The organism is Flavobacterium mesophilum (assembly GCF_039581405.1).
GTDB lineage: Bacteria > Bacteroidota > Bacteroidia > Flavobacteriales > Flavobacteriaceae > Flavobacterium.
In genome coordinates, this window is sequence record NZ_JBCPXZ010000001.1 from 890,382 (window position 1) to 916,932 (window position 26,551).

Here is a 26,551-nt window from a genome sequence, read left to right on the forward strand (position 1 = left end):
GTCAATATTAAACAAACTAAATGCGTTTTAAAATTATTAGAATTAACTCTACATATTCCTTCTATACTGCCCACCAACTTCAAACAACGCCGAAGTTATCTGACCTAAAGAACAAACTTTTGTAGCTTCCATTAAATAATCGAATAAGTTTTCGTTTTTAATTGCGGCTTCTTGTAACTGGCTTAAATGCTCGTTTACTTTTGCTTCGTGGAAATTATGCAGGTTGTCCAGCATCGTAATCTGGTATTGTTTTTCTTCTTCTGTGGCACGAATTACCTCAGCCGGAATTACCGTTGGCGAACCTTTTGAACTCAAGAAAGTATTTACCCCCACAATTGGGAAATCTCCGTTGTGTTTTAAGGTTTCGTAATACAAACTTTCTTCTTGAATTTTAGAACGCTGGTACATCGTTTCCATTGCGCCTAAAACTCCACCTCTTTCTGTAATTCTGTCGAATTCTTGTAAAACAGCTTCTTCAACTAAATCAGTTAATTCTTCGATGATGAACGAACCTTGAATTGGGTTTTCGTTTTTCGCTAATCCTAATTCTTTATTGATAATCAGCTGAATCGCCATCGCACGACGTACCGATTCTTCTGTTGGAGTTGTAATCGCTTCGTCGTAGGCGTTTGTGTGCAATGAATTACAGTTGTCGTAAATGGCATACAAAGCTTGCAAAGTCGTTCTAATATCGTTGAAATCAATTTCCTGTGCGTGTAACGAACGCCCAGAAGTCTGAATATGGTATTTCAGCATTTGTGCTCTTTCGTTGGCTCCATATTTCAATTTCATGGCTTTTGCCCAAATTTTACGCGCCACACGACCAATAACCGAATATTCTGGATCTACTCCATTCGAGAAAAAGAACGATAAATTTGGTCCAAAATCGTTGATGTTCATGCCACGGCTCAAATAATATTCCACGTAAGTGAAACCATTTGAAAGCGTAAATGCCAATTGCGTAATTGGGTTTGCGCCCGCCTCAGCAATATGATATCCTGAAATCGAAACCGAATAGAAATTACGAACGTTTTTAGTAATAAAATATTCCTGAACGTCTCCCATTAATCGCAGCGCAAATTCAGTTGAGAAAATACAAGTATTCTGCGCCTGATCTTCTTTTAAAATATCGGCCTGAACTGTTCCACGAACTTGAGCTAACGTTTTTACTTTTATTTCGTTATAAACATCCAAAGGCAAAACCTGATCTCCCGTAACACCCAAAAGCATTAATCCCAAACCGTTGTTTCCTGCTGGAAGTTCGCCTTGGTATTTCGGTCTTTCGATTCCTTTTTCCTTATATAATTTGTTGATTTTTGCTTCAACTTCTTTTTCTAAACCATTTTCTTTAATGTAAATCTCACATTGCTGATCGATTGCGGCATTCATAAAGAAACCAAGGAGCATTGGCGCAGGTCCGTTGATCGTCATACTTACCGAAGTCAGAGCATGAACCAAATCGAAACCTGAATATAGTTTTTTGGCATCGTCTAAACAGCAGATTGAAACTCCCGCATTTCCAATTTTCCCGTAAATATCTGGACGTAAATCTGGATCGTTTCCGTACAAAGTCACACTGTCAAAAGCGGTTGAAAGACGTTTTGCAGGCATTCCCGCGCTTACATAATGAAAACGTTTGTTGGTTCTTTCTGGTCCGCCCTCGCCTGCAAACATTCTCGACGGATCTTCGCCTTCACGTTTAAACGGATATAATCCCGATGCGAAAGGAAATTCGCCAGGAACATTTTCCTGTAAATTCCAACGCAAGATATCGCCCCAACCTTCATATTTAGGTAAAGCAATTTTTGGGATTTGCAAATGCGATAAACTTTCAGAATGTGTCGCGATTTTAATTTCTTTATCACGAACTTTAAAGCTGTAAACTGGATTTTTGTATTTGGCAACTTTTTCAGCCCAATTCAGGATAATTTCCCAATTGTACGGATCTAAATCCATTTTTACTTTATCAAATTGATTCAGTAAAAGATTTAAGAAGATTCTGTTTTCGTCGTGTTCTGCAATTCCGCTTGGCAAAACTGTAGAATCGTCGATTCCTGCTTTTGTAATTTGAGGTACTTTTCCAGAAACCGATTCTATCGTTTTAAAAATTCCGTATAATTTCTGAGCTACTTTTTGCTGCGCAATTGCAGTCTCATCATAATTTCTATTATTCTCAGCAATTTCAGATAAATAACGTGTTCTTCCTGGCGGAATCACGAATATTTTCTCGCTCATTTCTTTAGTGATTTGAAAAGTCGATTTCAAGTCAGAATTCGTCTTTTCTGCCACTTTATCCATGATCGCTTTATATAGCGTGTTCATTCCTGGATCGTTGAACTGTGAAGCAATGGTTCCGAAAACTGGCATTTCATCAGGATTTTTATCCCAAAGATTGTGATTGCGCTGGTATTGTTTTTTTACATCGCGAAGAGCGTCAAGCGCACCGCGTTTATCAAATTTGTTTAAAGCTACTAAATCGGCAAAATCAAGCATATCGATTTTCTCCAATTGCGTTGCCGCTCCAAATTCAGGTGTCATTACATATAAAGAAACGTCTGAATGATCCATAATTTCGGTATCAGACTGTCCGATTCCTGAAGTTTCCAAAATAATCAAATCGTATTTTGCCGCTTTCAAAACCTGAATCGCTTCGGCTACATATTTAGACAAAGCCAAATTCGACTGACGCGTCGCCAGCGAACGCATATAAACTCTTGGATTATTAATCGCATTCATACGGATTCTGTCTCCTAAAAGCGCTCCTCCGGTTTTTCTTTTCGAAGGATCGACAGAAATCAATCCGATCGTTTTCTCTGGGAAATCAATTAAAAATCGGCGAACCAATTCGTCCACCAAGGAAGATTTTCCTGCACCACCCGTTCCAGTAATTCCTAAAACCGGAATTTTAGACGTAGCGTTGCTGTCGTGAATTTTATCAAAAACAGGTTTTGCAATTTCAGGGAAATTCTCTGCTGCCGAAATCAAACGTGCAATTGCTGTTGGAACTTTATTTTCGATATGATCGATTTCTCCGTTTAGTTTATCTCCAATTGGAAAATCGGCTCTTTGAACCAAATCATTAATCATTCCTTGAAGTCCTAAAGAACGACCGTCATCTGGAGAATAGATTCTGGTAATACCATATTCGTGCAATTCTGAAATTTCACTTGGAAGAATTACACCACCTCCACCTCCGAAGATTTTAATATGTCCTGCTCCTTTTTCTTTAAGCAAGTCATACATATATTTAAAGTATTCGTTGTGTCCGCCTTGATAAGAAGTCATAGCAATAGCATTCGCGTCTTCTTGAATTGCGGTATTTACCACTTCTTCAACACTTCTATCGTGACCTAAGTGAATTACTTCAACTCCAGTTGCCTGAATAATACGACGCATGATATTGATAGCGGCATCGTGTCCGTCAAAAAGCGAAGCAGCAGTTACAATTCTTACTTTATTTTTAGGAATATATGGTATTTGTTGTTCCATTTTATGAATATGATAATTTTAAGCGACCAATGTACAAAATATTTTAATATTTCATTATCACGACAGCTTTATGTTAACAAAAAAATGAAAATTGTTTTTTTTCGAAAAGGGTAACAATTTTTGAAGCAAATTGATATAAGTTAAAGAAAGCTTAAAGACATGGCAATTTCGCAACATTTTATGAAAATCAAAAAACATGTTTCAAGCTTCGTGATAGTAATTTAGCATTGTAGAAAAGCCCCCAAATTTTTACCAAAACTTAGCAAATTAAAAGTAAAACGTAAAAATTTAAAAAATGAGAACATTACATCCATTCGTCCTAATTTTAGGTTTGAGTTTTTTTGTAACTTCTTTTAACAGAATTGAAAATAATACTATTTCACATAAAAAAACTCCAAACACTCACGCAGTCTCAAAGAATTTAAATAATGAAGACAGCGAAATTTCAAACGACTTCTTTAAAAGATACTCTGATTTGAAAAAATACAAATCTGATGTCATGTCATTGTACAAAAATAGAACTCCAGGAACTATTTGGTATGATGAAAATGAGATCAGCGAATTTGGCTCAGCATTATATGAAAAAGCTAAAAAAACAAACGATTTGGTCATTCCTTATCAAAATGAAATCGATCAATTATTTAGTTCTTCATCAGACAAAAGTACTCTTTCTCAAACCGATGCCGATTTGCTTTTAAGTTCTTTGTATGTTGTTTACACTAAAAAAAATAATGCCGACAAGAAAAAAATTGCATATGATGCGATGCTGAAAGATTTCTTAAATTATAGCACAATTGAAGAAACTAGTACTGTTGATGCCAATGCAAAAGTAGAATTTGACCAATATTACAAATTGCAAGATGTTCTAAAAAAATACAAAAGATTAGAAAAATCAAGCAAATGGAAACCAATTGTTCCAGCGGAAACTCCTTATAAAGATTTGCGTCCGGATGCGGTTTCAAATACAATTGCCCAAGTAAGAACACGTTTATACTTGTTAGGCGATTTAAAACAAGATTCTAAAAGCGATGTTTATGATCGTGAATTGATGGATGCTGTAATGAAATATAAAGTTCGAAACGGATTCAAACCCAATTATATTTTGAGTGCAGAACACATTAAAGAAATGAATGTGCCGCTTGAAGATAAAGTAGCGACTTTAAAACTTAATATGGAAAGATGTCGTGAAATTGCGGCACAAATTGCTGCTAGTAATGAATATGTTTTGGTTAACGTGCCTTCTTATGAATTGGTTTATGTAAAAAACGGAAAAGTTCAAATGACTTCGCCAGTATTCGTGGGAGCGCCTTTAACTAAAACCACCATTTTTAATGGAGAAATTGACAGAATTGTTTTTAGTCCGTATTGGACTGTACCACAAAGCATTGTAAACAATGAGTTGAAATCTAAAATGGCTGCAGATCCAAATTATCTTGCCGAAAAAAACATGGAAATGGTAAACGGCCAAGTAAGACAAAAACCAGGACCAGATAACTCATTAGGTTTGGTGAAATTTATGTTCCCAAATCCAGATGATATTTATATGCACGATACGCCTTCAAAAACATTATTTGATTTTGAACAAAGAACTTTCAGCCACGGTTGTATCAATGTGAAAATGGCAAAAGAATTAGCGGTTGCTATGTTGAAAGATTATCCAGAATGGACTCAAGACAAAATTGATAAAGCTATGGCAGGCAAAACAGAAAACAGTTTCAAACTGTCTAAAAAAGTACCAATTTTCATTACCTATTTCACTTCATTAGTGAATGAAAATGGCGAAATTGGTTTCTTTCCAGATGTTTATGAAAGAGATTCAAATGTAATCCCTTCAGAAAACACTGTCGCAGATAAATAATTTAAATTTTAGAATTAGTTGGGAGAGAATTTACCTAAAACAAAACGGGTAGGTTCTCTCTTTTTTATTTTAAAAAAACTTAAGATGTTAATTTTAAATCTTTTAAAAGCAAAAATACTTTAAAATCTAAAATATTTTTGCAAAATAAAATACCGCTATTTCATAATTTTAAAAATTAAGAAACCATGAAAACAAATAATATTGAAGGATTGACTTTATTTGAGATCAATATTCTAATTCAGCAAGGAGGAAAATTTGTAAAATTCCCTTATTTGTCTGGATTAGTCAAAAAAATCAAAGGTTCTAATATTTACTTCATTCGTCCTGAAGAAAAAACGTTTAAATATGCCTTAAAGCATTTTTTCACAAACATAAATCTAAGTCTGCACACTTTTCCGTATGGTCCGTTTTATATTCTGAAATCACTTTATTTCTTAATACGAGGAGGAAAAGATTATACGCTCACGATGTTGGAAAATCTGAACAGGAAAAATTTTCTTTACAATCCTAATTTGTATGATTTGTATGATCTGCACAGTCTAGAAGAAGTATGATCAAATTAAATTGAATTTTATTAAGAAATTCCATATTTTAGCTATGCTATAGTTCAATTGCTAAATTTTATATTATGGAAGATTCTAATAAGTTGATTGACAGAAGAAATTGGTGGAGCAAAAACTGGAAATGGTTTATACCAACAGGCTGTTTAACCCTTGTCATACTTTTTGTTTTATTCTTAGTCGGGATTTTCTATGAAGCCACTTCAATTATTAAGGATTCCGATGCTTACAAGGAATCGATGACATTAGTCCAGCATAATGAAATTGTAATCCAAAAACTTGGCGAACCTATAGAGACCGACGGAATGTTTTCTGGAACTGTCAATGCCAGAAATGAAGTCAGAACTTGCGATGTACAAGTACCTATAAAAGGCCCTAAAGGAAAAGGCACTTTGTTTATTGTAGGCGAACGAAGAGGAAAATGGAAATACAGTGAATTGTCGGTATATATTAAAAACACAGATGAGAAAATTGATTTACTTGAGAAATAAAAAAAACGCAACAATCTTTTTTCTTTCATCTCTTTTCTAGCTTTTTTCCCAAATATAAAAAAACGAAAAACTTCTAATCTAGCCCCGATAGAAGTGGAAATCCTTTTGCTTTTTTCTTTAAAAAGCAAAAGATTGAAACGGATAGCGGGACAGGTGTTAATTATGAAACAAAATCTTTCTGCTCCTTAAATAAAATTGTGGCGTTGTTTTTGAATAAGTAGTATTTTTGAAACTTAAACAACCCCCAAATAAATGAAAAAGATTTTAGTATTCGCCCTTACATTTTCACTGGTTTCATGCGCCGAAATGCAACAGACTTTAAATCAGTTCCCACAAATATCATCGCAGATTCCGGCTGGAGGTGTTGATATTGCAGCTGGATTGAAAGAAGCATTAAATAAAGGAATTACGCAACAAGTGAGCAAATTAACCGCTGTTGACGGTTTTTATAAAAATGAAGCTGTAAAGATTTTATTGCCTGAAGAATTGCAAAAAGTAGATGCCACGCTAAGAAAAGTGGGGTTGAGTTCTCTTGCTGATGAAGGAATCAAAATGCTGAACCGCGCGGCCGAAGATGCTGTGAAAGAAGCAACGCCTATATTTGTAACAGCAGTTAAAAATATGACGTTCACAGATGCTAAAAATATTTTGCTAGGAAATGATAATGCTGCGACAACTTATTTGCAAGGCAGCACAACAACAGCCTTGTACGGAAAATTCAATCCGGTAATTAAGAATTCGTTTGCAAAAGTTGGAGCTGATGAAGTATGGACAAAAATTATTACGAAATACAACACTATACCGCTTGTGAAAAAAGTAAATCCAGATTTGACTGATTATACAACGAATCAAGCATTGGCAGGTGTTTTTAAAATGATTGCCGTAGAAGAAAAAGAAATCCGAAATAATATCAGTGCAAGAACGACACCTTTATTGAAAAGCGTTTTTGCAATGCAGGACGGAAAATAATTTTTTCAAGGTACAGAGTTACAAAGTGACAAAGATACAAAGCACTCTTTGTCACTTTATACTTTGTCACTTTGTTACTAACCAAAATAAACCAACCAAAATGCAAAAAATTACCATTCTAATTCATTGTAAAGATCAAAAGGGAATTATCGCTGCAGTGACTACTTTTATTGCTAAAGTAGAAGGAAATATTACATACATTGACCAACATGTTGATGTGGAGCAAAATGTATTTTTTATGCGATTGGAATGTGAATTAACCAATCCTAAAATTACTATCGACGCATTTAAAGCTGATTTTAACCAAAGCATTGCGGCAGATTTCAACATGTCATGGGATTTGTACAATCAAGAACAGAAACCAAAAATGGCTTTGTTTGTTTCCAAATACGATCATTGCCTTTTTGATATTTTGGGCCGTTATAGTGCCGATGAATTGAATGTTGAAATTCCGGTAATCATTAGCAATCATAATGATTTGAGAGGCGTTGCAGAACGTTTCAATATTCCTTTCCACTGTGTTCCTTTTACAAAAGACAATAAAGAAGAAGGTGAAGCGAAGCAAATTGAATTATTAAAGCGCTACGAAATCAATTTTATTGTTTTAGCACGCTATATGCAGATTGTGACACCAAAATTAATCAGCCTTTACGAGAATAAAATCATTAATATTCATCATTCGTTTTTACCTGCATTTCCAGGTGCAAAACCGTATCATTCGGCTTTCAAACGCGGTGTGAAAATTATTGGCGCAACGAGCCATTATGTTACAGAGGAATTAGACGAAGGTCCGATTATCGAACAAGATATCGCGAGAGTTTCGCATATTCACTCTGTGGAAGATTTCATCATGAAAGGACGTGATTTAGAAAGAATTGTTTTAGCAAGAGCAATCAAACTTCACGCTGAAAGAAAAACAATGGTTTATAGCAATAAGACGGTGGTTTTTTCTTAAGGGGCGAAGGTTCTAAGATGCTAAGGCTCTAAGTTTTTTTTGCATTGAACATAAATAACAAACCCGATAGATTTTTAAAATCTGTCGGGTTTTCATTTGGAAGTTGGTCCTATTTTGGACCTTTCCTAAAGAGCGCAGCCCCTTAGTATCTTAGCATCTCAGATTCTTATTTAACTAAATCGAATCTATCAGCGTTCATAACTTTTGTCCATACCGTAACGAAATCTTTTACGAATCGTTCTTTTGCATCGTTGCAAGCATAAACTTCAGCAATGGCGCGCAATTCTGAATTTGAACCAAAAATAAGATCAGCACGAGTTGCAGTCCATTTCAATTCACCCGTTTTGCGGTTGTGACCTTCAAAAGTTTCAGCTGTTTCGTCGATTGCTTTCCATACCGTGCCTAAATCTAGCAGATTGATAAAGAAATCATTATTCAATGTTTCTGTATTTTTTGTCAATATACCATGTTTAGAACCGTCGTAATTTGTGTTCAACACTCTTAAACCGCCTAATAAAACAGTCATTTCAGGAGCTGTTAGACCTAGCAATTGGGCTTTATCTACTAAAAGTTCTTCTGTTATTCCAAAAGTTTTATTGCTTTTATAATTTCTGAATCCGTCAGCTTTTGGCTCTAATGCATTGAAAGAATGAACATCAGTTTGTTCTAAAGTAGCGTCACCTCTGCCAGGTGTAAAAGGAGCTTCAATATTTAATCCCGCGTTTTTAGCTGCTTTTTCAATTCCAACAGATCCTCCTAAAACAATCAAATCTGCAATAGAAACTACTTTGCCAGTAGCAGTAAATTCATTTTGTATTTTTTCATACGTTGCCAATACATTTTTTAATTGTGTAGGCGAATTGGCTTCCCAACTGATTTGAGGTTCAAAACGAATACGAGCACCATTAGCGCCTCCACGTTTATCTGAACCACGGAAAGTCGATGCCGAAGCCCATGCAGTCGATACCAATTGTGAAATCGAAAGACCGCTAGCTAGAATTTTTTCTTTTAAAAGAGCAATATCGGTATGATTTAATTCGTTTTTGGCTGCAGGAATCGGATCTTGCCAAATCAAGATCTCAGTAGGAACTTCTGGTCCTAAATAACGACTGATTGGCCCCATATCTCTATGTGTCAGTTTGTACCAAGCTCTTGCAAAAGCATCAGCAAACTTGTCGAAATTTTGCATGTAATCTCTTGAAATCTTTTCGTAAGCAGGATCCATTTTCATGGCCATATCTGCCGTCGTCATCATTGGCGCATGTCTTTTTGTTGGATCATGAGCATCTTCTACAGTTGTCGCAGCGCTTTCGTCCGTTGGTGTCCATTGATGTGCACCTGCAGGACTTTTAGTCAATTTCCAATCGTACTTAAATAATGTTTCAAAATAACCATTGTCCCAAGTTGTCGGATTTGGTTTCCACGCACCTTCGATACCACTTGTAATAGCGTCTCCACCTACTCCTGTACCATGTGTGCTTTTCCAGCCTAATCCCATTTGCTCAATACTTGCACCTTCTGGCTCCGCTCCTACTAATGATGCATCTCCAGCTCCATGCGCTTTTCCGAAAGTATGTCCACCAGCTGTCAAAGCAACCGTTTCTTCATCGTTCATTGCCATACGAGCAAAAGTTTCTCTAATATCTCGACCAGAACCTAGTGGGTCAGGATTTCCATCTGGGCCTTCTGGGTTTACATATATTAATCCCATTTGCACGGCAGCAAGAGGATTCTCTAAATCTCTCTCGCCAGAGTATCTACTATTAGGTTTGTCACTGGTAGCTAACCATTCTTTTTCATTACCCCAGTTTACATCTTGTTCTGGTTCCCAAACATCTTCTCTACCTCCGGCAAATCCAAAAGTTTTGAATCCCATCGATTCTAAAGCGCAGTTTCCTGTCAAAATCATTAAATCGGCCCACGAAATTTTATTTCCATATTTTTGTTTGATAGGCCAAAGCAAAAAACGAGCTTTATCTAAATTTCCATTATCCGGCCAGCTGTTAAGTGGCGCAAAACGTTGGTTCCCAGAACTGGCGCCTCCACGTCCGTCTGAAATACGATACGTTCCCGCACTATGCCATGCCATACGAATGAACAAAGGACCATAATGGCCATAATCTGCAGGCCACCAATCTTGAGAATCTGTCATTAATGCAAAAAGATCTTTTTTGACTTCATTCAAATCCAAACTCTTGAACGCAGCGGCATAATCAAAACCTTTTTCCATAGGATCTGACAAACTAGAATGCTGACGCAAAATGTTTAAATTTAACCGATTTGGCCACCAATCTTTATTAGTGGTTCCTGCCCCTTTTGTTTCTTTCATTTGTCCATTATGAAACGGACATTTGCTTTCATTTGATTCGCTCATTTCTTCTATTTTTTTAGATTGCTGTTAATGATTTTTATCGAAATGCTAATTTTTTCAAAAAGCACATATCACTGATATTTAACGCTTTATCAAATATACAAACTTATCGTTAGCATATTCATAAACAAAATTGATTGTTATTATATTTTAATAGCCAAAAATTATTTAACGCTGCAGAAAGCTCAGAAAAGCGATTTTACAAATCTTAACTTATGGTCAACAAAGTAATAACAAAACCTTAACAGCAAAAGATTGATATATGTCGGACATTTGTAATGTAATAAACTGGTTATTTATTATTTTGGTTTTGGTTAGTTAAATGATGCCGGCGTCTTCGAGACGCCGGCATTCTTTTTTTATAAATTCCAATAAAAAAATTCCAAATTCAAAATCCCTCTTAAAGTGATTTAACCGCAAAGTACGCTAAGATTTTTGTCAAGTATTGTGAAATATAAACGCAAAGTTCGCAAAGCTTTGTGTAAAAAAACTTTGCGAACTTTGCGTAAAACTTTGCGTGCTTTGCGGTTAAACTTAAATTGGAATTTGGATTTTTAAAAAATTGGATTTTTTTAAACAAGACATTAACTTATCTCCAACAAAGTAATAACAGGATCTTAACAGCATACGATTGATATATGTCGGATCTTTGTAATGTAATAAACTGGTTATTTATTATTTTGGTTTTGGTTAGTTAAATAATGCCGGCGTCTTCGAGATGTCGGCATTCTTTTTTGGTATAAATTCCAATAAAAAAAATCCAAATTCCAAATTCTCTTTGAACATAATTTAACCGCAATCCCGATAGCTATCGGGATTGCGGTTAAGCTTAAATTGGAATTTGGAATTTCAATATTGGAATTTTCTTTTTTTAATTCTTCAACCTTTCATGAAGTAATTTAAAATATGGGAAAGCTTTTAACAATCGGCTTCCATGCCAAGAGAACATTTCTCCATCTACAAAAATGGTTTTAGCGTGATGCGTAAATCTTCCTATTTCGAAAGCATCTTCTTCTTTAAAAGGATAAGGTTCTGAAGAAAGAAAAACAATATCCGGATCGCCTTCTAAACGCATTTTCTTTAATTCGATTTCAGGATAACGCCCTTTATCTTCGTATATATTTTTAAAATGATTCAGTTTTAATAACTCGTTTATATAGGTATCATTTCCAGCAACCATATATGGATTCTTCCAAATAAAATATGCTGCTTTTTTTTCTTCTATATTCTGAATGTATTTTTTAAAATCGCTCAAGGCGAAAGCTAATTTATCATTCCACTTTTGAGCTTCGGTTCTGCAATTGAATAATTGCCCGAAATCTGAAATCATTTGGAAATTATCTTCAATTGAAACAATATTCGTTACCCAAACTGGACAAATGGTGCTCAATTGTTCGACAATTTCTTGCGTGTTTTCTTCTTTATTGCAAATGATAATATCAGGTTGTAATAATTTGATTTTTTCGAAATGGATTTTCTTGGTACCGCCAACACTCTTTTTGGTAGATTTAAAATGAAACGGATGCACACAAAACTTAGTAATTCCGATGATTTTTTCTTCTAAACCTAAATCATATAATAATTCGGTTTGCGAAGGAACAAGGGAGATTATTCGTTTTGGAGCATTTTCAAAAGAATGAACGGTTCCTATTTGATCTGTAAATTGTTTCATTATTTTTTTGTTTACTTCGTCTGTTCGGCTTTCAGCCTCGGGTCAGGTTTAAAGTTTCAAGTTTGTTGGGATGTATTTAACCGCAAAGTTCGCAAGGATTTCGCAGGGTTCGCAAAGAAAAATAACTTTGCGTTCATAGCGTAAACCTTTGCGAACTTTGCGGTTAAAATATGTTCAAAGTAAAAGCAACTTGAAACTTTAAATCTGAAACTTTAAACTAATAATTTCTTCCATTTCTTTCTGAACTTTCAAAGCTTCTTCTCTTGCTTTTTCGGCAAAATCAGTTCCTTTTGAAGCATATATAATGGCTCTTGCCGAGTTTACCAACAATCCTATTTTATCATTCATTCCGTATTTACAAACTTCAGACAAACTTCCGCCTTGAGCGCCAATACCTGGAACTAACAAGAAACTGTCTGGAACAATTTTTCTGATTTCGGTAAAATATTCTGCTTTTGTTGCACCAACAACGTACATCAAGTTTTCGCTGTTTTTCCAAGTTTTAGAAGTTTCCAAAACTTGTTTATACAATTCTTTTCCATTAGTATTTAATGTCTGGAAATCAAACGCACCTTCGTTTGACGTTAAAGCCAACATTATCGTGTGCTTGTTTTCGAAAGCAAGAAAAGGCTCAACCGAATCTTTTCCCATATATGGAGCAACTGTTACGCTGTCAAAATTCAAATCCTCAAAAAATGCTTTTGCATACATACTTGAAGTATTCCCAATGTCTCCACGTTTTGCATCAGCAATAGTGAAAACGTCCGGATAATTTTCGTTGATATAATTAATTGTTTTTTGCAAAGACATCCAACCTTTAATTCCGTATGCCTCAAAAAATGCTGTGTTTGGTTTGTATCCAACTGTCAAATCATGCGTTGCATCAATTATCGCTTTATTAAATTCGAAAATAGGATCTTCGGTTTCTAATAAATGTTGTGGCATTTTATCCAAATCAGGATCTAAGCCAACGCATAGAAATGATTTTTTTTGAAGAATTTGTTCGTGAAGCTGTTGTGTTGTCATAGTGTGTTTTAATAGTGCGGCAAAATTACAAATTATAATTGTGAATTGTAAGTTGTGAATTGTGAATTGTCAGCATGACGCAAAAGGCATCTTCACTCATGTGATCAATTATCTAATTTTCTAATTGCCCCATTCTCTAATTGACATTGAATTCCTGTAACAACTCTTCAAAATTATGTAAGAAAAAACCATCTCCTCTTCTCTAATTTTGAAAATGAACCTTAAATCAGACCGTTATGAGCCCAAATATTGGAATTTCAGCATCACATTTAAAAAAGAGCACAAATATATTAGCCACGATTTTATCAAACGAAATGACGCTTTATGTCAAAACTCGAAAATTCCATTGGAATATTTCAGGAAACAGTTTTATGGAATTGCACAAATTGTTTGAAGAACAATATAGAATTCTAGAAGCACAAATTGACGAGGTCGCTGAGCGCATCAGTCAATTGGGCGAAAAAACTATTGGAACTATGAAAGAGTTTATCGAAAATTCGACTTTGAAAGAATCTCCAAAAGAATATGCTTCACAAAAACATATGCTGGAAGAGCTTCTTGAAAATCACGAACAATTAGTAAGCGAATTAAGAGATTATATACCGGTTTTTGAAAACGAAGCAAAAGACGCCGGATCAGCCGATTTTGTAACTGGATTGCTTCAGGAACATGAAAAAATGGCTTGGGTTTTGCGTCGCTATCAAGCTTAAAATCGAATAGAAGTGCAAATTATGCAACAATATTCAAAATAAATGTAACAGTTTCCATCTTTAAAAATTGGAACTTTACATTGTAATTAATTTTCAAACAAAACAGTTATGAATACGACCGAAATAAAAGGAAACTGGAATGAGTTGAAAGGGAAATTAAAACAAAAATATGCTGAACTAACAGATGATGATTTAATGTTTGCTGAAGGTAAAGAAGACGAGATGTACGGAAGACTGCAGCAAAAATTGGGTAAAACCAAAGAAGAATTTCATCAAATGCTTTCAGATTTGTAAAAAGAACTTGAACTCAATTCAGGGAAATACCGTCTAGTAATACAAATATTAGGCGGTATTTTTTTGAAAATTCTATTTCTTTTTTATCTGTTTCAACATTCTTATCAAAGATTAAACATTAACGCCAAAAATAAATTAAGTATCTTTAACCAAATTTTTATAAAATGAAACTATTTATAAAGTTCGACATTAATACCATTTGTTCTCTTTATCTTAAGCATAATCTTGACCAGCAAAATATCAATTTTACGAGTTTAGGATTTGGTGAGATTGAGATTGCCGACAATCTTGATGCTGATGCACTCGAAACTTTAAAAAATAATTTGAGCCCTTGCGGTTTTGAGATTGTAGAAAATCAAAAAAGCGTTTTGGTGCAAAAAATCAAAGATGCCATAATCGAGCTGGTTTTTATGGAAGACAGCAACAATTACAAAAGTTCTGTTTTTTTGGCTGAAAAACTAAACCACAGTTACGGCTACTTATCTAATGTTTTTTCAGAAGTCACTTATTCTTCTATCGAAAATTTCATCATTTTACAAAAAATTGAAAGAGCTAAACAATTGATTATCATTAATGAAATGAGTCTCACTGAAATTGCTTTTTTACTTAACTATTCAAGTGTAGCGCATTTGAGCACGCAGTTTAAAAACACAACCGGAATTACGCCATCGGCGTTTCAGAGAATTATCAAGAAGCGAAGAGAAAATTTAAAATAAAAACCCAAATACCACACTAAAATGCAAAAAAACGCATTATATATTTTATTGGCTGATGATGATGAAGATGATCGTCTTTTTTTTAAGGATGCATTTGAAGAAATAAAAATTCAGACCAACGTAGATTTTGTTCACGACGGAATGCAATTGATGGATCATTTAAATGATCCTGAAAACAAACTTCCTGATATTTTATTTCTGGATTTGAACATGCCGAAAAAAACGGGAAAAGAATGTTTGATTGAAATAAAAAAATCTGAACGTCTCAAAAATATTATCATTGCCATCTACTCCACTTCATCATCTGAAGAAGATATTGAAGATACATTTATTCAAGGTGCCAATATTTACATTAAAAAGCCAAGTGATTTTAATACACTCAAAAAAATAATTAATGAAGTCGTGACCGTAAACTGGCACTATCATACCTCAGGGTTAAATCGTGATAATTTCCTGCTCCGACTAAAATAGAATAAGCTTGCCAAATGAAGTGGATACCAAATTTTAATTCTTCAAACTCTTTGAGAGTTATTTTTGTAATCGCAGTTTTCATTCTGTTATTTCTTTCTTCAATCGCTTACAAACATAACCAGGACTTGAATGAATCAAGCAAACTGGTTATGCACACTTACGAAATAAACATTCAATTAGAGCGATTAATGTCGGCTATAAAAGATGCTGAAACGGGCCAGCGCGGTTACATCATAACACGCAATGGCCGTTTCTTGGCTCCTTATCTTTATTCCCGCGATAAAGTAAATGCCTCTTTTGTAACGCTAAAAAAACTTACTGCTGATAATCCAGTTCAGCAACAAAATCTCGAAAATTTATTCAAGCTTATTATTCAGCGATTTGTTTCTTTTGAAAATTGCTTAAAATACAGCGATCCAAAAACGTACGACAAAAGAAAGCTCGACAATCATATGTTTGGTGGTCGAATTTTAATGGAAAACATTCGTTTTCAAGTGGATAAAATGAATGATATTGAGAAAAAATATTTGGAAAACCGACTTAAAATTTACGACCAAGAAATCTCTTTAAGTCCGATTTTCTCGATTTCGTTATTCTTAACCGCACTTACTTTTATTTTATTGGCTTACAGACAAATCAGCCGCGATTTTGAACGATTGAAAGTCTTCAATAAAAAGCTTTTAATTTCAAGCGGCTTAATGGCCGAGTCAGAAGCTATTGGTAAATTCAGCACTTGGCAATGGGATTTGGATTCGAATAAAATAGATTATTCAGACAATCAATTTAGATTATTGGGCGTTGAACCCGATTCTTTTGTGCCTGAAAAAGAAACTTTTCTTGAATTTGTGCATCCAGAAGACAAAGATGCTGTTGCAGCTTCAATGGAACGAATTATTGAAAAACGAAATCTTCCATTCATTTACTATAAAATTGTTCGTCCAGATCATGAAATACGCTATTTTAAATCGACAGGAAAATTATTGACGGATCAGCAAGGAAGCAAAATTTTATTGGGAATTAATTTTGACATTACAGATGAACACCTTTTAAATATTGAACTTCAAGAACGAAACCGTGAATTGGAAAAAAGCAATAAAGAGCTGGCTTCTTTCAATCATGTGGCAAGTCATGATTTACAGGAGCCGCTTCGAAAAATTCAGACTTTCATTTCAAGAGTTTCAGATGCTGACAAAGCGGTTATGTCTGACAGCGCACGTGAATACCTTTCTAAAATTGAAAGTTCGGCAAAAAGAATGCGCGTTTTGATTGATGATTTATTGTTATTCTCAAGAACCAATACCACTAAAAAAGAGTTCATAAAATCGAATTTGAATGAATTGCTGAAAAATGCAGAATCTGAATTGACGGAAATCATTCATGAGAAAAAAGCCGTTATTACAGCTTCAAAATTGCCAAAACTAGAAGTGATTCCGTATCAAATCGAACAGCTTTTCATCAACTTGATTGGAAATTCTTTAAAATACAGCCAGCCAGATCGAACTCCGGAAATTGATATTGAATGTACCAAAGTGCTTTCTGCAGATTATCCTGATTTATTGGAACAAACGACAAAGAAATTCCACAAAATAACTTTTTCAGATAACGGAATGGGATTTGATCCGCAGTTTAAAGAAACTATTTTTATTCTTTTCCAGCGTCTGCATTCTAAAACTGATTATCCCGGAACCGGAATTGGATTAGCCATCTGCAAAAAAATTGTCGAAAACCACAAAGGTTATATTTTGGCTGACAGTGCTCCTGGAAAAGGCTCTGTCTTTACCGTTTTTCTTCCAGATTAAAAATTACAACACATACATAGAATTTTTCATCCTCTTTTAAAGGTAATTGAAAAAGCCAGCTTTCACTCATAGAAACTATGTTTATTATTCTAAAAGTGAAACGCCTTTTCAATTTTTAAAAACTATGTTTCTATGTGTTGAGAATAATTTCACTCAATTATAAATTCTTACAAAGAGCGTTTACAGCAAATCAAATAATTTAAGCTGTAAACGCTCTTTTTTTTATATTAAAAATCGCCTTAGCACCTTTGTATAAACAGATTATGGGAATTATATAACGTTTCTTTTTTATGCTGTAAGGCAAAACTTCTTATTCGTTAGCACCTTTGTAATGTAATACTTTATGAAGTAATAATGAAAGCAAAGCCCGTAATAAAAGCAGCTATTTTTAAAGTCGTTTTCTTATTGACACTATTATTTTTTTCAGCATGCGGAAAGAAAGAACATCAAAAAGCAAACGTTTTTAAAAATGAAACTTTTAGCCAAAACAACAAACAGCAAAACGATCAGGATTTAGCAGAAACATCCTTTTTTATTGCAGCGGCAAATGTAAGCAATGCTCTTATTTCAAAAAGTCAATTTGCACAAAAACGTTCAGAAAATCCGATACAAGATTTGAGCAAAAAAATTGAAGACAATCAAAATCAATTGCTTCAAAAAATATCCGAAATGGCAAACAAAAAACTAGTCATTATTACAGACATTAATGTGAGTCACAAAAGAGATTTATTTGAGCTGATTGATACAAATGAAAACACTTTTGATAGAATTTATCTGAATTCAATTTCGGAATCATTATCAGAACAAATCAAATTGTTTGAAAAGATTTCGACCGAAACAAATGATGAAACTATTTTAAAATTAGTGCTTCAATATTTGCCAGAACAGTATCAGCTTTTAAGAGAAACAGAAAAACTAAAAACAGAATTTATTTAAACGCCTTAAAATCTATTATTAACTAAATTATTTATTATGAAAATGCAAATCAAATTTTTATGCGCCTTAACCCTATTTTTATCAGCTTCATTTGGAGTGCTTCAAGCTCAAAATGATGAAAATGTAACCACCGAGTTTGGTGTAAAAGGAGGATTCAATATGTCAAATTTATATAACAATAATGCTGACGACGAAAATATATTATACGGATTTAATGCGGGGGTTTACGCCACATTGCCAATTTCAGATTTTATCGCAATCCAGCCTGAAATCTTATATACTACAAAAGGTGCCAAATTAGAATACAACAATGCCTTTGTAAGCGGAAACGGAAAATTTAAACTGGATTACATTGAAGTGCCTTTGTTAGTGCGAGTAAACATTACCAAAAACTTTAATATTCATGCCGGAGGATATGCATCGTATCTAGTGGGCTCTAAAGTTTCTGGCGACGGTGATTTCAACTTTGATGAAGAAATCGACACCAATGATTTAAACCGATTTGATGCTGGTTTATCTGCCGGTGTTGGAGTCGACTTTAGTCCGATAAGTATTGGTTTACGATACAACTACGGATTAACAACGATAGGAAAAGAAAGAACAATCGCAGGAACTACTTATACAGTTCCAGATGCAAAAAACAGCAATTTGTCTTTATACCTATCGTATAAATTGAACTAGAAAAACATTTTAATTAACCTCTAAATAGAAATACCATGTCAAATTTATTATACACAATAGCAGTTATACTGGTTATTCTTTGGGCTCTTGGATTCTTTGTTTACAGTTTCGGAAGCATTATTCACATTTTATTGGTAATTGCCATTGTTGCTGTATTGCTTAGACTTATAAAAGGCAGGGAAATTTAAAACAAATCACATTTAAAACAATTATATATTAATCATTAAAATCAAATATTATGAAAGCGAGTAACACCATTTTAGGAATTGTTGGAGCTGCAGCCGCAGGAGCATTATTAGGAGTATTGTTTGCACCAGACAAAGGGTCTGAAACAAGAAAAAAAATCAAAGATAAATCGAAAGATTACGGAGATAACATGAAAGCGAAGTTTGACGGAATTGTAAACACAATCAAATCAAACGGAAAAGAAATGATGGATGAAGGAAAATCTAAATTTAACCAAGTTAAAGACGATTTTAATTCAATTAAAGACGAGGCAAAAACTGTAAAATCGAACTATTAATCTAAAGTGCGATTTTTAAACCCTAAATACCTTATATCATGGAACCAAATGCAACAACAAACGAGAATTTAAATCTTTATGAAAAAGCAGAAAACTATGCTAAAACAAGTTTAGAGTTATTAAAACTCAAAACAGTATGTTCTGTCGCAGATGTAGTATCAACTTTAACATCAAAGATAGCAGTCGGTATTGTTGTTGCATTTTTTACCCTGTTCCTAAATATTGGGATTAGTTTATGGGTTGGAAAAGAACTTGGCGAGTATTACTATGGATTTTTTATCATGGCGCTATTTTATTTAATTGTTGCCATCGTGATTCACAAAACGCATCATTCACTGATAAAAACGCCAATTGGAAATACCATCATTTCAAGTATTTTAAAAGAGAAACAAAACTGATTTTGAACTTATTAATAACTAAAAAAGACTGTTATGGAGCCTATTTACACTATTGATCAGTTGAATCAGAGAATAAAGCTATTAGAAGATCGTCAGGACGCCGAATGGTGTTCTATAAAAGATGAAATCGACGACATCAAAGAGAACTTAAAACCACTAAACTTGATTCGCAATACGGTCGAAGAAATCAACGAAACAGTTGGTTTCAAAAGCCATCTTGCACAATCGGCAATCAGTATCGGAATTGGATATTTAGCCAAAAGATTTATTGTCGGCAAAAGCGATTCAATGTTTAAAGGAATTTTGGGCTCAATCGTTCAATTGGTTATCACCAATTTGGTTTCGAAACCTCATCAAGAATCTTCAGATGAAACTTCACCAGAAGAATCATCACAATATGAACCATCATAAGAGTAATTTGTCAAACTTAAATTTAATATTATGGAAAAGTTTAGCGAAATAATAATAAAAAACGGTGTCTACATGTACTCTAACCTATATAAATGTCTCGAATACACAAGAGTATTTCTCGGTATCTAACACGCTTATACGTTTTTTCTAATGGAATAATTTCTTTTAAATCAAACGATTAAACGGTTAATACACACTATATTTTTTGAAAGATGCTAAGTCTCTGAGTTGCTAAGATGCTAAGTTCTTAGAAACCGGAATGCTAAGCATAGAAAAAGGCCGAACTAAAAGTTCGGCCTTTTTTTTTAGGGACTAAGGCTCTAAGATACTAAGGTGCTAAGATTAAAAAAGCCGAACAAAGTTCGGCTTAAAAATTATTCAAAGCTAAGAGAAAAAACTTAGAGCCTTAGCAACTTAGAACCTTAGCACCTTTAATTGTAATTTTGATAAATCGGCAACTTCAAACCAACGTACAAATTACACGCTTTTGAAGTATTCGAAAACAAATTTGAAATCAGCGAGCCAGAACCCACAAACAACGGACCAGCTCTAAAACCAGTTCCGATTTGCGTACCGCTGTATTCCATATACGTTACAGGAATGTAAAAACTGAATTGTCTGGTTTCATATCGAGGCGTGAATGTAACCGAATTTGGAAGTGCCGTTCCATTTATTTTTTTAGCATCAACCAAGCTGAAATCGCCACTTAAATTCAAGTAGAATTTATTATCGATATTCCAATCAAAATTCGTGTGAAGTGCTGTTGGCAAATTAGCCTTTACACCCGTTTTAGAGGAAACTTTTGTATAATGTGTGTCAAAGAATTCGAAAATACTTTCTGCATTGTCGATATCGGCTTGAGATACTCTTCCAGCCAAGTTATACGTATTCTCAACAATATTTTTATAATTGATTCTTCCGATATCCGTTACCGATGCTGCTGCTTTGAATTTGTAGCGATTCCCGATACAAGTATGGCAATTGGTGCGATATTCATAAGTAAAACCCAAATCAAGTCCTACTCCTGCCGATGCACCATCAAATTTAGGATCATTTCCGTTTTGGTAATCGTAGCTTGCTGCAGTTTTTAAAGTTCCTGTTGACAAATATTGGCTTTGCTCTGGGTTGGCATTGTTTTTAGTAAAAGCCACGCTTAAATCATTTCCGTTGATGTAGCCGTTAACTCCCGCCATCAAATACTTAACAGTAAGTCCGCCTTTTATGAAATGATCGTCATGATCCATTAAAACAGTTGCATAACTTGCTCCAATTTCCGCCCATGAATTCGTCACACTATTTGGACTTCCGCCTTGAATCATAAAACTATTTGAAACATCAAGATCTTTGTTTAGCTCATCAATCAGTTGTCCGTTAACATTAACAAGGCTTGTTACGCTTCGCACGCGCGAATAAAGCGCAATACTATGCACAGGCGTAATATTCAACGTAAACGACGGCCCCATAATATCGAGATTCAAATTACCACGATTGTTTGATTTGATGTTTTTGCTGGCATCAGCTTGTAGATCGTAATTGCCGTCTAGAACCTCAGCAAAATTAACGCCGTACAAATCATTTTGTCCTGTTGCACTTGCCGAAAAAATAGTAACATCCGACTTGTATTTCGAATCCACAATCACCGACGGATTAAATAGAACGCCTTGAATCCCGGCATAATTATCATCTCGAAACCCAAAATACGATTGCGATCGCGCATAAAAAAAGCTTCCAAAGAAGCATAATAAAAGTAAAGTTCTCTTCATAGATTATTTTTAGACTGGTTAGGTTGGCTTACCTTTAGAATTGTTTAATAAAGGCATGCAAATATGAAACAAAAAAAGCCAAAAAAAAACTTAACGAATTATGAATTCGTTAAGTTTTTTTTCGAGGTTCTCAGATGCTAAGACACTAATATTCCAAGGTTTACAAACAATCTTAATAATCTTACTTTCTCACTATTAGCTATACAACTTCTCTTAAATTTAAGCGCTGAAAATCAAAAAAGTTAAGCCCTTTCATACAATAAAAAGGTTCTAAGATACTAAGGCACTAAGATCCTAAGGTTTATAAACAATCTTATTAATCTTACTTTCTCCTTATTGTCAAAATTAAGCACTTTCATACAATAAAAAAAGCCGAACAAAAGTTCGGCTTAATATCATAAGTTCTAAGAAAAAAGCTTAGAACCTCAGCATCTTAGTATCTTAGCACCTAAGAAGTTTACGTTTAGTAAACTTCAGAAGCTTCTTTCAATTTCTCCATATTATTCACCAACTGAAGCTCAGCCACGATTTTCTGGATATCACCATTCATGATGTTTCCTAGATCGTAAAGTGTCAAACCAACTCTGTGATCAGTTACACGACCTTGAGCGTAGTTGTATGTACGGATTTTTGCCGAACGGTCTCCAGAACTTACTTGAGAACTACGTTTTTTAGCATCTTCCTCTTGCTTTTTAGCCAATTCCATTTCGTATAAACGAGAACGCAATACCATCAAAGCTTTATCTTTATTCTTGTGTTGTGATTTCTCATCCTGACATTGCGCTACCAATCCGGTTGGAATGTGCGTCAAACGTACAGCCGATTTCGTTGTATTTACCGACTGTCCTCCAGGTCCTGATGAACAGAAGAAATCGACACGAACATCGTTCATATCCACTTGTACATCAAATTCCTCCGCTTCTGGCAAAACCATAACCGTCGCAGCCGATGTATGCACACGACCTTGCGTTTCTGTTTGAGGAACACGTTGTACACGGTGAACACCCGCTTCAAACTTCAAAGTTCCGTAAACGTCTTCTCCAGTAACTTCAAAAATAACCTCTTTGAAACCACCCGAAGTACCTTCGTTCATATCTACAACAGAGGTTCTCCACCCCATGCTTTCGCAATATTTAGTGTACATTCTGAATAGGTCACCAGCAAAAATACTCGCTTCATCTCCACCCGTACCCGCGCGGATCTCCACCATTACGTTTTTAGCATCTTCAGGATCTTTCGGAATCAACATGAATTTGATTTCATCTTCCAATTCTGGCAAACGCTCTTTTGCTTCGTCCAACTGCATTTTAGCCATTTCTACCATTTCAGCATCACTACCATCAGCAATGATTTCGTTAGCTTCATCGATATTTGCCAAAACTATAATGTATTCTTCTCTCTTTTCAACCAAAGCCTTAATACCTTTATATTCTTGGTTGAGTAGCTTATAACGTTTTTGATCTGAAATGACATCCGGCTGAATAATCAAATCCGAAATCTCATCAAAACGCTGCTTTACATATTGAAGTCTATCTAACATTTTCTTTTTCCTTTATTTTGGACTGCAAAATTACAAAATATTTGTGGAAAATTCTAGTGTTGTTTTTTTGGGGAATTTAGAATCTTTTTTCTCTTTAAATCGGGTGTTTTTACTTGGTGAAGAATTTAAAATTAATACGATGTTTGTTTTAGATAAGCTATTAAAGGATTCAACCAGAATTAAAGATTAGATGTAATTATTTCTTTACGGTTTTCCGTAAGATATTTGATGCAAAAGGAATTATGTTTGAAAAGTTTCTTAAAAATTATTAAAAAAAATACGGAATTAGATGAAAGTGTTAATTAAAGCTATAGATGTGAAAAAATGCATTTTAAAGACTCAAAACACTATTAGTATTTCTGATTTGCCAGTTATTTTAATTAATCCCTTTCTAAAGGGAGCGAAAATTGCCATACTATCTTGGAAGCGTGATATCATGTCTGGCAAATCTAAAAATCTTTTCATTTGTCTCGTCCATGCAAAAAATGAAATGATTGATTTTTTATTAGTGGATATTATTTCAATCCAACAAGATTCTAAAGATTTAATAAATGATGTTGCTGTCTTTTCAGAAATGTACAAAACCATCCCTGTTATAGCGGCTTATGATTGGAAATGTGATAATTGGATATGGACAATGCGACGACCATGGATTTGCTACGAAATTCATAAATACTGTACTAACCCAAATTCCATAACATACTTGGGATACGCAAAAAAACAAGGCAATGATCTTTTTGAACATATGCTTCAACGAATAGTCCATACAACATTTGCTCAAACAATTTTGTATCTACTTCTTGGCAAAATTACAATGGCTAAACTTATAGATTTAAAATTACTATTGCCTAATTATTCTTCTATTGTTCAAGTAGCATATGAAAAGATGTCTCGCAATGATTTTTTACTCACAACATGTATACTAGCTCTCAATGATATTCCATATGACAACAATGAATTCCCATACACTAAGTATCGAGTTAATGGAGATCAGGATTTTTCACAAATAGTTTTTTTAAAATATGAAATTAGAGAGCAAAACAGTTCAATCCATAGAACAAACTATTCAATATCATTAGACGGCCAAAAAATCGCTAATTTATTCAATAATCAAGACAATATGGGGGAATCTAGAACTTTTCTTGAGCCACTACCAAATAATATAGATATCATAATTAATTTTTTAAATATCTCTAAGTCTTCTATTAAAGACATTCCATTACCGATTAAAAGTCATAATTTAGAAATTCCAAACTTTAAAATAATCTCTTTCAAAATTTAACTGTATTATAATTTTAATTACAAACAAAATTAAAAAGATGGCACACAAATGTTTTATTTCGTTCAAGTCAAAAGATATTGCATATAAAAAAATCATACATGACAATCTAGATGTTGACATGATTGATAAATCACTACATGAACCTATTAACTCAGACGATGAAGATTATATAATGAGAAAAATAAGGGAAGATTATTTATCTGACTCAACTGTTACAATTTTTTTAATCGGAGATAATGGTGCCGAAAATAATTTTTTTGAGAATCAAAATTTTATAAAACGTGAGTTACAAGCTTCCATATACAACGGAGAAGGCAATACAAAAAATGGAATCTTAGGAGTTGTTCTTCCATCTATGACAGAGAATGTTTATCAAGGAAGTTACAAATGCCTTGAATGTGGAAACTCACATATTTTAGTAAACATAAATGACAACACAGTTATTAAAGAGTTCTCGTATAATTATTATATTCCAAATGATAAATGTTCTTGGAGCGAAGATGAAAGATATTGCATATTGACAACCTGGGAAAATTTCTGTAAGGATCCCAATTACTATATAGATTTAGCATTCGAAAAAAGATGTCATCCAATTTCTAATAAAACAAAAGTTCGACCATGATAAACAATTCAGACTTCCCAAATTATTTTATTGCAGGAGACAAGGCCTCATTATTAGCCCAAAAAAAATACATTTCATATGTTAGATGGGATCTAATTTTAATGACTATAAGTGCTGCTTTAGCCGTCTATAATTATAACTGTACAGAAACAAAACAAATAACTTATATTTTTTCTGCCACAATATTATCTATAGCTTTTATATTTTCACTAATTATTAAAATTAAAAAGTATGAGGATATTTGGTATAGGGGAAGAGCTTTAGCAGAATCTACAAAAACATTAACTTGGAGATTTATGATGAAATCAGAATATTTTGAATATAATTTAACAGAGTTAGAAGCTAATGATAGATTCATATCAAGAATAAGAGAAATCATTAATGAATTTAGAGATATTAATAATTCTTTAAAAGCTGATGATTTGAAAAAAAAACCGATAACAACCAAAATGCTTGAGACGAGAAATTTATTACTTGAGGACAGGAAAAAATTCTATCTTGAAAATAGAATTAGCAATCAAATTGAGTGGTACAGTTCTAAAGCCGACTCAAACAAAACTAAATATGAAAATTGGTTTTGGGCTGTCATTGCTGTTCAGTTTTTTGCAATACTTTCAATAATATTCTTAATTTTCTTTCCAAATTCAGATTTTAACTTAGTTGGCCTATTTACTACCTTGTCATCTTGTTTTTTTAGCTGGTTACAATTAAAAAAATATCAAGAAAATAAAGAAGCATACAACACTGCTTTATCAGAATTAAATTTGATAAAAAATCAAGCTCAATTTATAAACTCAGATGAAGATTTCGCGACTTTTGTATTGGATTCAGAAAATGCTATGTCAAGAGAACACACTCTTTGGATTGCTCAAAAAAGAATATAACTAAATTTGCACTCACCATTATATAAAACTACAAGGAATCAACAAAACATTCCATAAAAAGTAGAAATAGCATAATTTATTTTGTCAAAATAAAAAGCATCAAAACATTAGTAAGATTCTTAATCAAAAA

At 33.8% G+C, this 26,551-nt stretch carries 25 protein-coding genes; 19 read left to right on the forward strand and 6 right to left on the reverse strand.

The features are described 5' to 3' along the window. Positions 1 to 48: 48 nt before the first annotated feature. A complete protein-coding gene (locus AAYQ19_RS03780; RefSeq protein WP_343533999.1) occupies positions 49 to 3,489 on the reverse strand; it encodes a methylmalonyl-CoA mutase family protein in 3,441 nt (1,146 codons plus the stop codon). Between the two features lie 295 nt (positions 3,490 to 3,784). Here AAYQ19_RS03780 and AAYQ19_RS03785 point away from each other — a divergent pair, with 295 nt between their 5' ends. The 5 genes from AAYQ19_RS03785 (at position 3,785) to purU (ending at position 8,322) form a co-directional block, all read left to right on the forward strand. Next, complete coding sequence (locus tag AAYQ19_RS03785; protein ID WP_343534001.1) at positions 3,785 to 5,347, forward strand: L,D-transpeptidase family protein; 1,563 nt, start codon at positions 3,785 to 3,787, stop codon at positions 5,345 to 5,347. A 185-nt stretch (positions 5,348 to 5,532) separates the two neighbouring features. After that, positions 5,533 to 5,901, forward strand: a complete 369-nt coding sequence (locus AAYQ19_RS03790; RefSeq protein ID WP_343534003.1) for a hypothetical protein — start codon at positions 5,533 to 5,535, stop codon at positions 5,899 to 5,901. 74 nt (positions 5,902 to 5,975) lie between these two features. After that, on the forward strand, positions 5,976 to 6,398 hold the full coding sequence (locus tag AAYQ19_RS03795; RefSeq protein WP_343534005.1) for a cytochrome c oxidase assembly factor Coa1 family protein: 423 nt from the start codon (positions 5,976 to 5,978) through the stop codon (positions 6,396 to 6,398). Positions 6,399 to 6,650: 252 nt separating this feature from the next. Next, entirely contained in the window at positions 6,651 to 7,367 is a 717-nt protein-coding gene (locus AAYQ19_RS03800) for a DUF4197 domain-containing protein (protein WP_343534007.1), read from the forward strand. Positions 7,368 to 7,467: 100 nt separating this feature from the next. Next, entirely contained in the window at positions 7,468 to 8,322 is an 855-nt protein-coding gene (gene purU, locus AAYQ19_RS03805) for a formyltetrahydrofolate deformylase (RefSeq protein WP_343534010.1), read from the forward strand. Positions 8,323 to 8,488: 166 nt separating this feature from the next. Here purU and katG read toward each other — a convergent pair whose 3' ends face one another. The 3 genes from katG to pyrF form a co-directional block, all read right to left on the reverse strand. Next, positions 8,489 to 10,696: a catalase/peroxidase HPI gene (gene katG, locus AAYQ19_RS03810; RefSeq protein ID WP_343534011.1), complete on the reverse strand. Its 2,208-nt coding sequence runs from the start codon at positions 10,694 to 10,696 to the stop codon at positions 8,489 to 8,491. A gap of 868 nt (positions 10,697 to 11,564) precedes the next feature. Continuing rightward, the gene (locus AAYQ19_RS03815) at positions 11,565 to 12,365 is read right to left on the reverse strand and encodes an ABC transporter substrate-binding protein (RefSeq protein ID WP_343534012.1); all 801 of its coding nucleotides are present in this window, start codon (positions 12,363 to 12,365) and stop codon (positions 11,565 to 11,567) included. Between the two features lie 198 nt (positions 12,366 to 12,563). Further along, on the reverse strand, positions 12,564 to 13,391 hold the full coding sequence (gene pyrF / locus AAYQ19_RS03820; RefSeq protein WP_343534014.1) for an orotidine-5'-phosphate decarboxylase: 828 nt from the start codon (positions 13,389 to 13,391) through the stop codon (positions 12,564 to 12,566). A 236-nt stretch (positions 13,392 to 13,627) separates the two neighbouring features. On the opposite strand from pyrF, the gene AAYQ19_RS03825 reads away from it, so the two are divergent. The 11 genes from AAYQ19_RS03825 (at position 13,628) to AAYQ19_RS03875 (ending at position 20,330) form a co-directional block, all read left to right on the forward strand. Beyond that, positions 13,628 to 14,101: a Dps family protein gene (locus AAYQ19_RS03825; RefSeq protein ID WP_343534016.1), complete on the forward strand. Its 474-nt coding sequence runs from the start codon at positions 13,628 to 13,630 to the stop codon at positions 14,099 to 14,101. A gap of 108 nt (positions 14,102 to 14,209) precedes the next feature. Then, positions 14,210 to 14,395, forward strand: a complete 186-nt coding sequence (locus AAYQ19_RS03830) for a CsbD family protein (protein WP_057118980.1) — start codon at positions 14,210 to 14,212, stop codon at positions 14,393 to 14,395. A gap of 164 nt (positions 14,396 to 14,559) precedes the next feature. Then, positions 14,560 to 15,111, forward strand: coding sequence for a helix-turn-helix domain-containing protein (locus AAYQ19_RS03835; protein ID WP_035648983.1), 552 nt, complete (start codon positions 14,560 to 14,562; stop codon positions 15,109 to 15,111). A 21-nt stretch (positions 15,112 to 15,132) separates the two neighbouring features. After that, the gene (locus AAYQ19_RS03840) at positions 15,133 to 15,582 is read left to right on the forward strand and encodes a response regulator (RefSeq protein WP_343534020.1); all 450 of its coding nucleotides are present in this window, start codon (positions 15,133 to 15,135) and stop codon (positions 15,580 to 15,582) included. Between the two features lie 14 nt (positions 15,583 to 15,596). Next, on the forward strand, positions 15,597 to 17,381 hold the full coding sequence (locus AAYQ19_RS03845) for a sensor histidine kinase (RefSeq protein WP_343534022.1): 1,785 nt from the start codon (positions 15,597 to 15,599) through the stop codon (positions 17,379 to 17,381). 354 nt (positions 17,382 to 17,735) lie between these two features. Then, positions 17,736 to 18,317 carry a DUF4142 domain-containing protein gene (locus AAYQ19_RS03850; RefSeq protein ID WP_343534024.1) on the forward strand — a complete coding sequence of 194 codons (582 nt, stop codon included), beginning with the start codon at positions 17,736 to 17,738 and terminating at the stop codon, positions 18,315 to 18,317. A gap of 36 nt (positions 18,318 to 18,353) precedes the next feature. Further along, positions 18,354 to 18,998 (forward strand): porin family protein, encoded by a 645-nt coding sequence (locus AAYQ19_RS03855; protein ID WP_343534026.1) that lies wholly within the window; start codon positions 18,354 to 18,356, stop codon positions 18,996 to 18,998. 35 nt (positions 18,999 to 19,033) lie between these two features. Beyond that, positions 19,034 to 19,186 carry a lmo0937 family membrane protein gene (locus AAYQ19_RS03860; RefSeq protein WP_115886438.1) on the forward strand — a complete coding sequence of 51 codons (153 nt, stop codon included), beginning with the start codon at positions 19,034 to 19,036 and terminating at the stop codon, positions 19,184 to 19,186. A gap of 50 nt (positions 19,187 to 19,236) precedes the next feature. Next, on the forward strand, positions 19,237 to 19,521 hold the full coding sequence (locus tag AAYQ19_RS03865; protein ID WP_343534030.1) for a YtxH domain-containing protein: 285 nt from the start codon (positions 19,237 to 19,239) through the stop codon (positions 19,519 to 19,521). Between the two features lie 38 nt (positions 19,522 to 19,559). Next, entirely contained in the window at positions 19,560 to 19,919 is a 360-nt protein-coding gene (locus tag AAYQ19_RS03870) for a hypothetical protein (protein WP_343534032.1), read from the forward strand. A gap of 33 nt (positions 19,920 to 19,952) precedes the next feature. Beyond that, entirely contained in the window at positions 19,953 to 20,330 is a 378-nt protein-coding gene (locus AAYQ19_RS03875) for a hypothetical protein (RefSeq protein WP_343534034.1), read from the forward strand. Between the two features lie 431 nt (positions 20,331 to 20,761). Here the strand turns inward: AAYQ19_RS03875 and AAYQ19_RS03880 are convergent, their stop codons facing one another. Both AAYQ19_RS03880 and prfA read right to left on the reverse strand, forming a co-directional pair. Beyond that, entirely contained in the window at positions 20,762 to 22,093 is a 1,332-nt protein-coding gene (locus AAYQ19_RS03880; protein ID WP_343534037.1) for a DUF5723 family protein, read from the reverse strand. 463 nt (positions 22,094 to 22,556) lie between these two features. After that, positions 22,557 to 23,633 (reverse strand): peptide chain release factor 1, encoded by a 1,077-nt coding sequence (gene prfA / locus AAYQ19_RS03885; protein ID WP_343534039.1) that lies wholly within the window; start codon positions 23,631 to 23,633, stop codon positions 22,557 to 22,559. A gap of 289 nt (positions 23,634 to 23,922) precedes the next feature. Here prfA and AAYQ19_RS03890 point away from each other — a divergent pair, with 289 nt between their 5' ends. From AAYQ19_RS03890 to AAYQ19_RS03900, 3 genes are read left to right on the forward strand one after another with little or no spacing between them, the layout of a single operon-like run. Beyond that, positions 23,923 to 24,915, forward strand: coding sequence for a hypothetical protein (locus AAYQ19_RS03890; protein WP_343534041.1), 993 nt, complete (start codon positions 23,923 to 23,925; stop codon positions 24,913 to 24,915). A 37-nt stretch (positions 24,916 to 24,952) separates the two neighbouring features. After that, a complete protein-coding gene (locus AAYQ19_RS03895; protein ID WP_343534043.1) occupies positions 24,953 to 25,537 on the forward strand; it encodes a TIR domain-containing protein in 585 nt (194 codons plus the stop codon). Then, a complete protein-coding gene (locus tag AAYQ19_RS03900) occupies positions 25,534 to 26,421 on the forward strand; it encodes a DUF4231 domain-containing protein (protein WP_343534045.1) in 888 nt (295 codons plus the stop codon). The genes AAYQ19_RS03895 and AAYQ19_RS03900 overlap by 4 nt, the downstream gene beginning before the upstream one ends. The last annotated feature ends 130 nt before the right edge of the window (positions 26,422 to 26,551 follow it).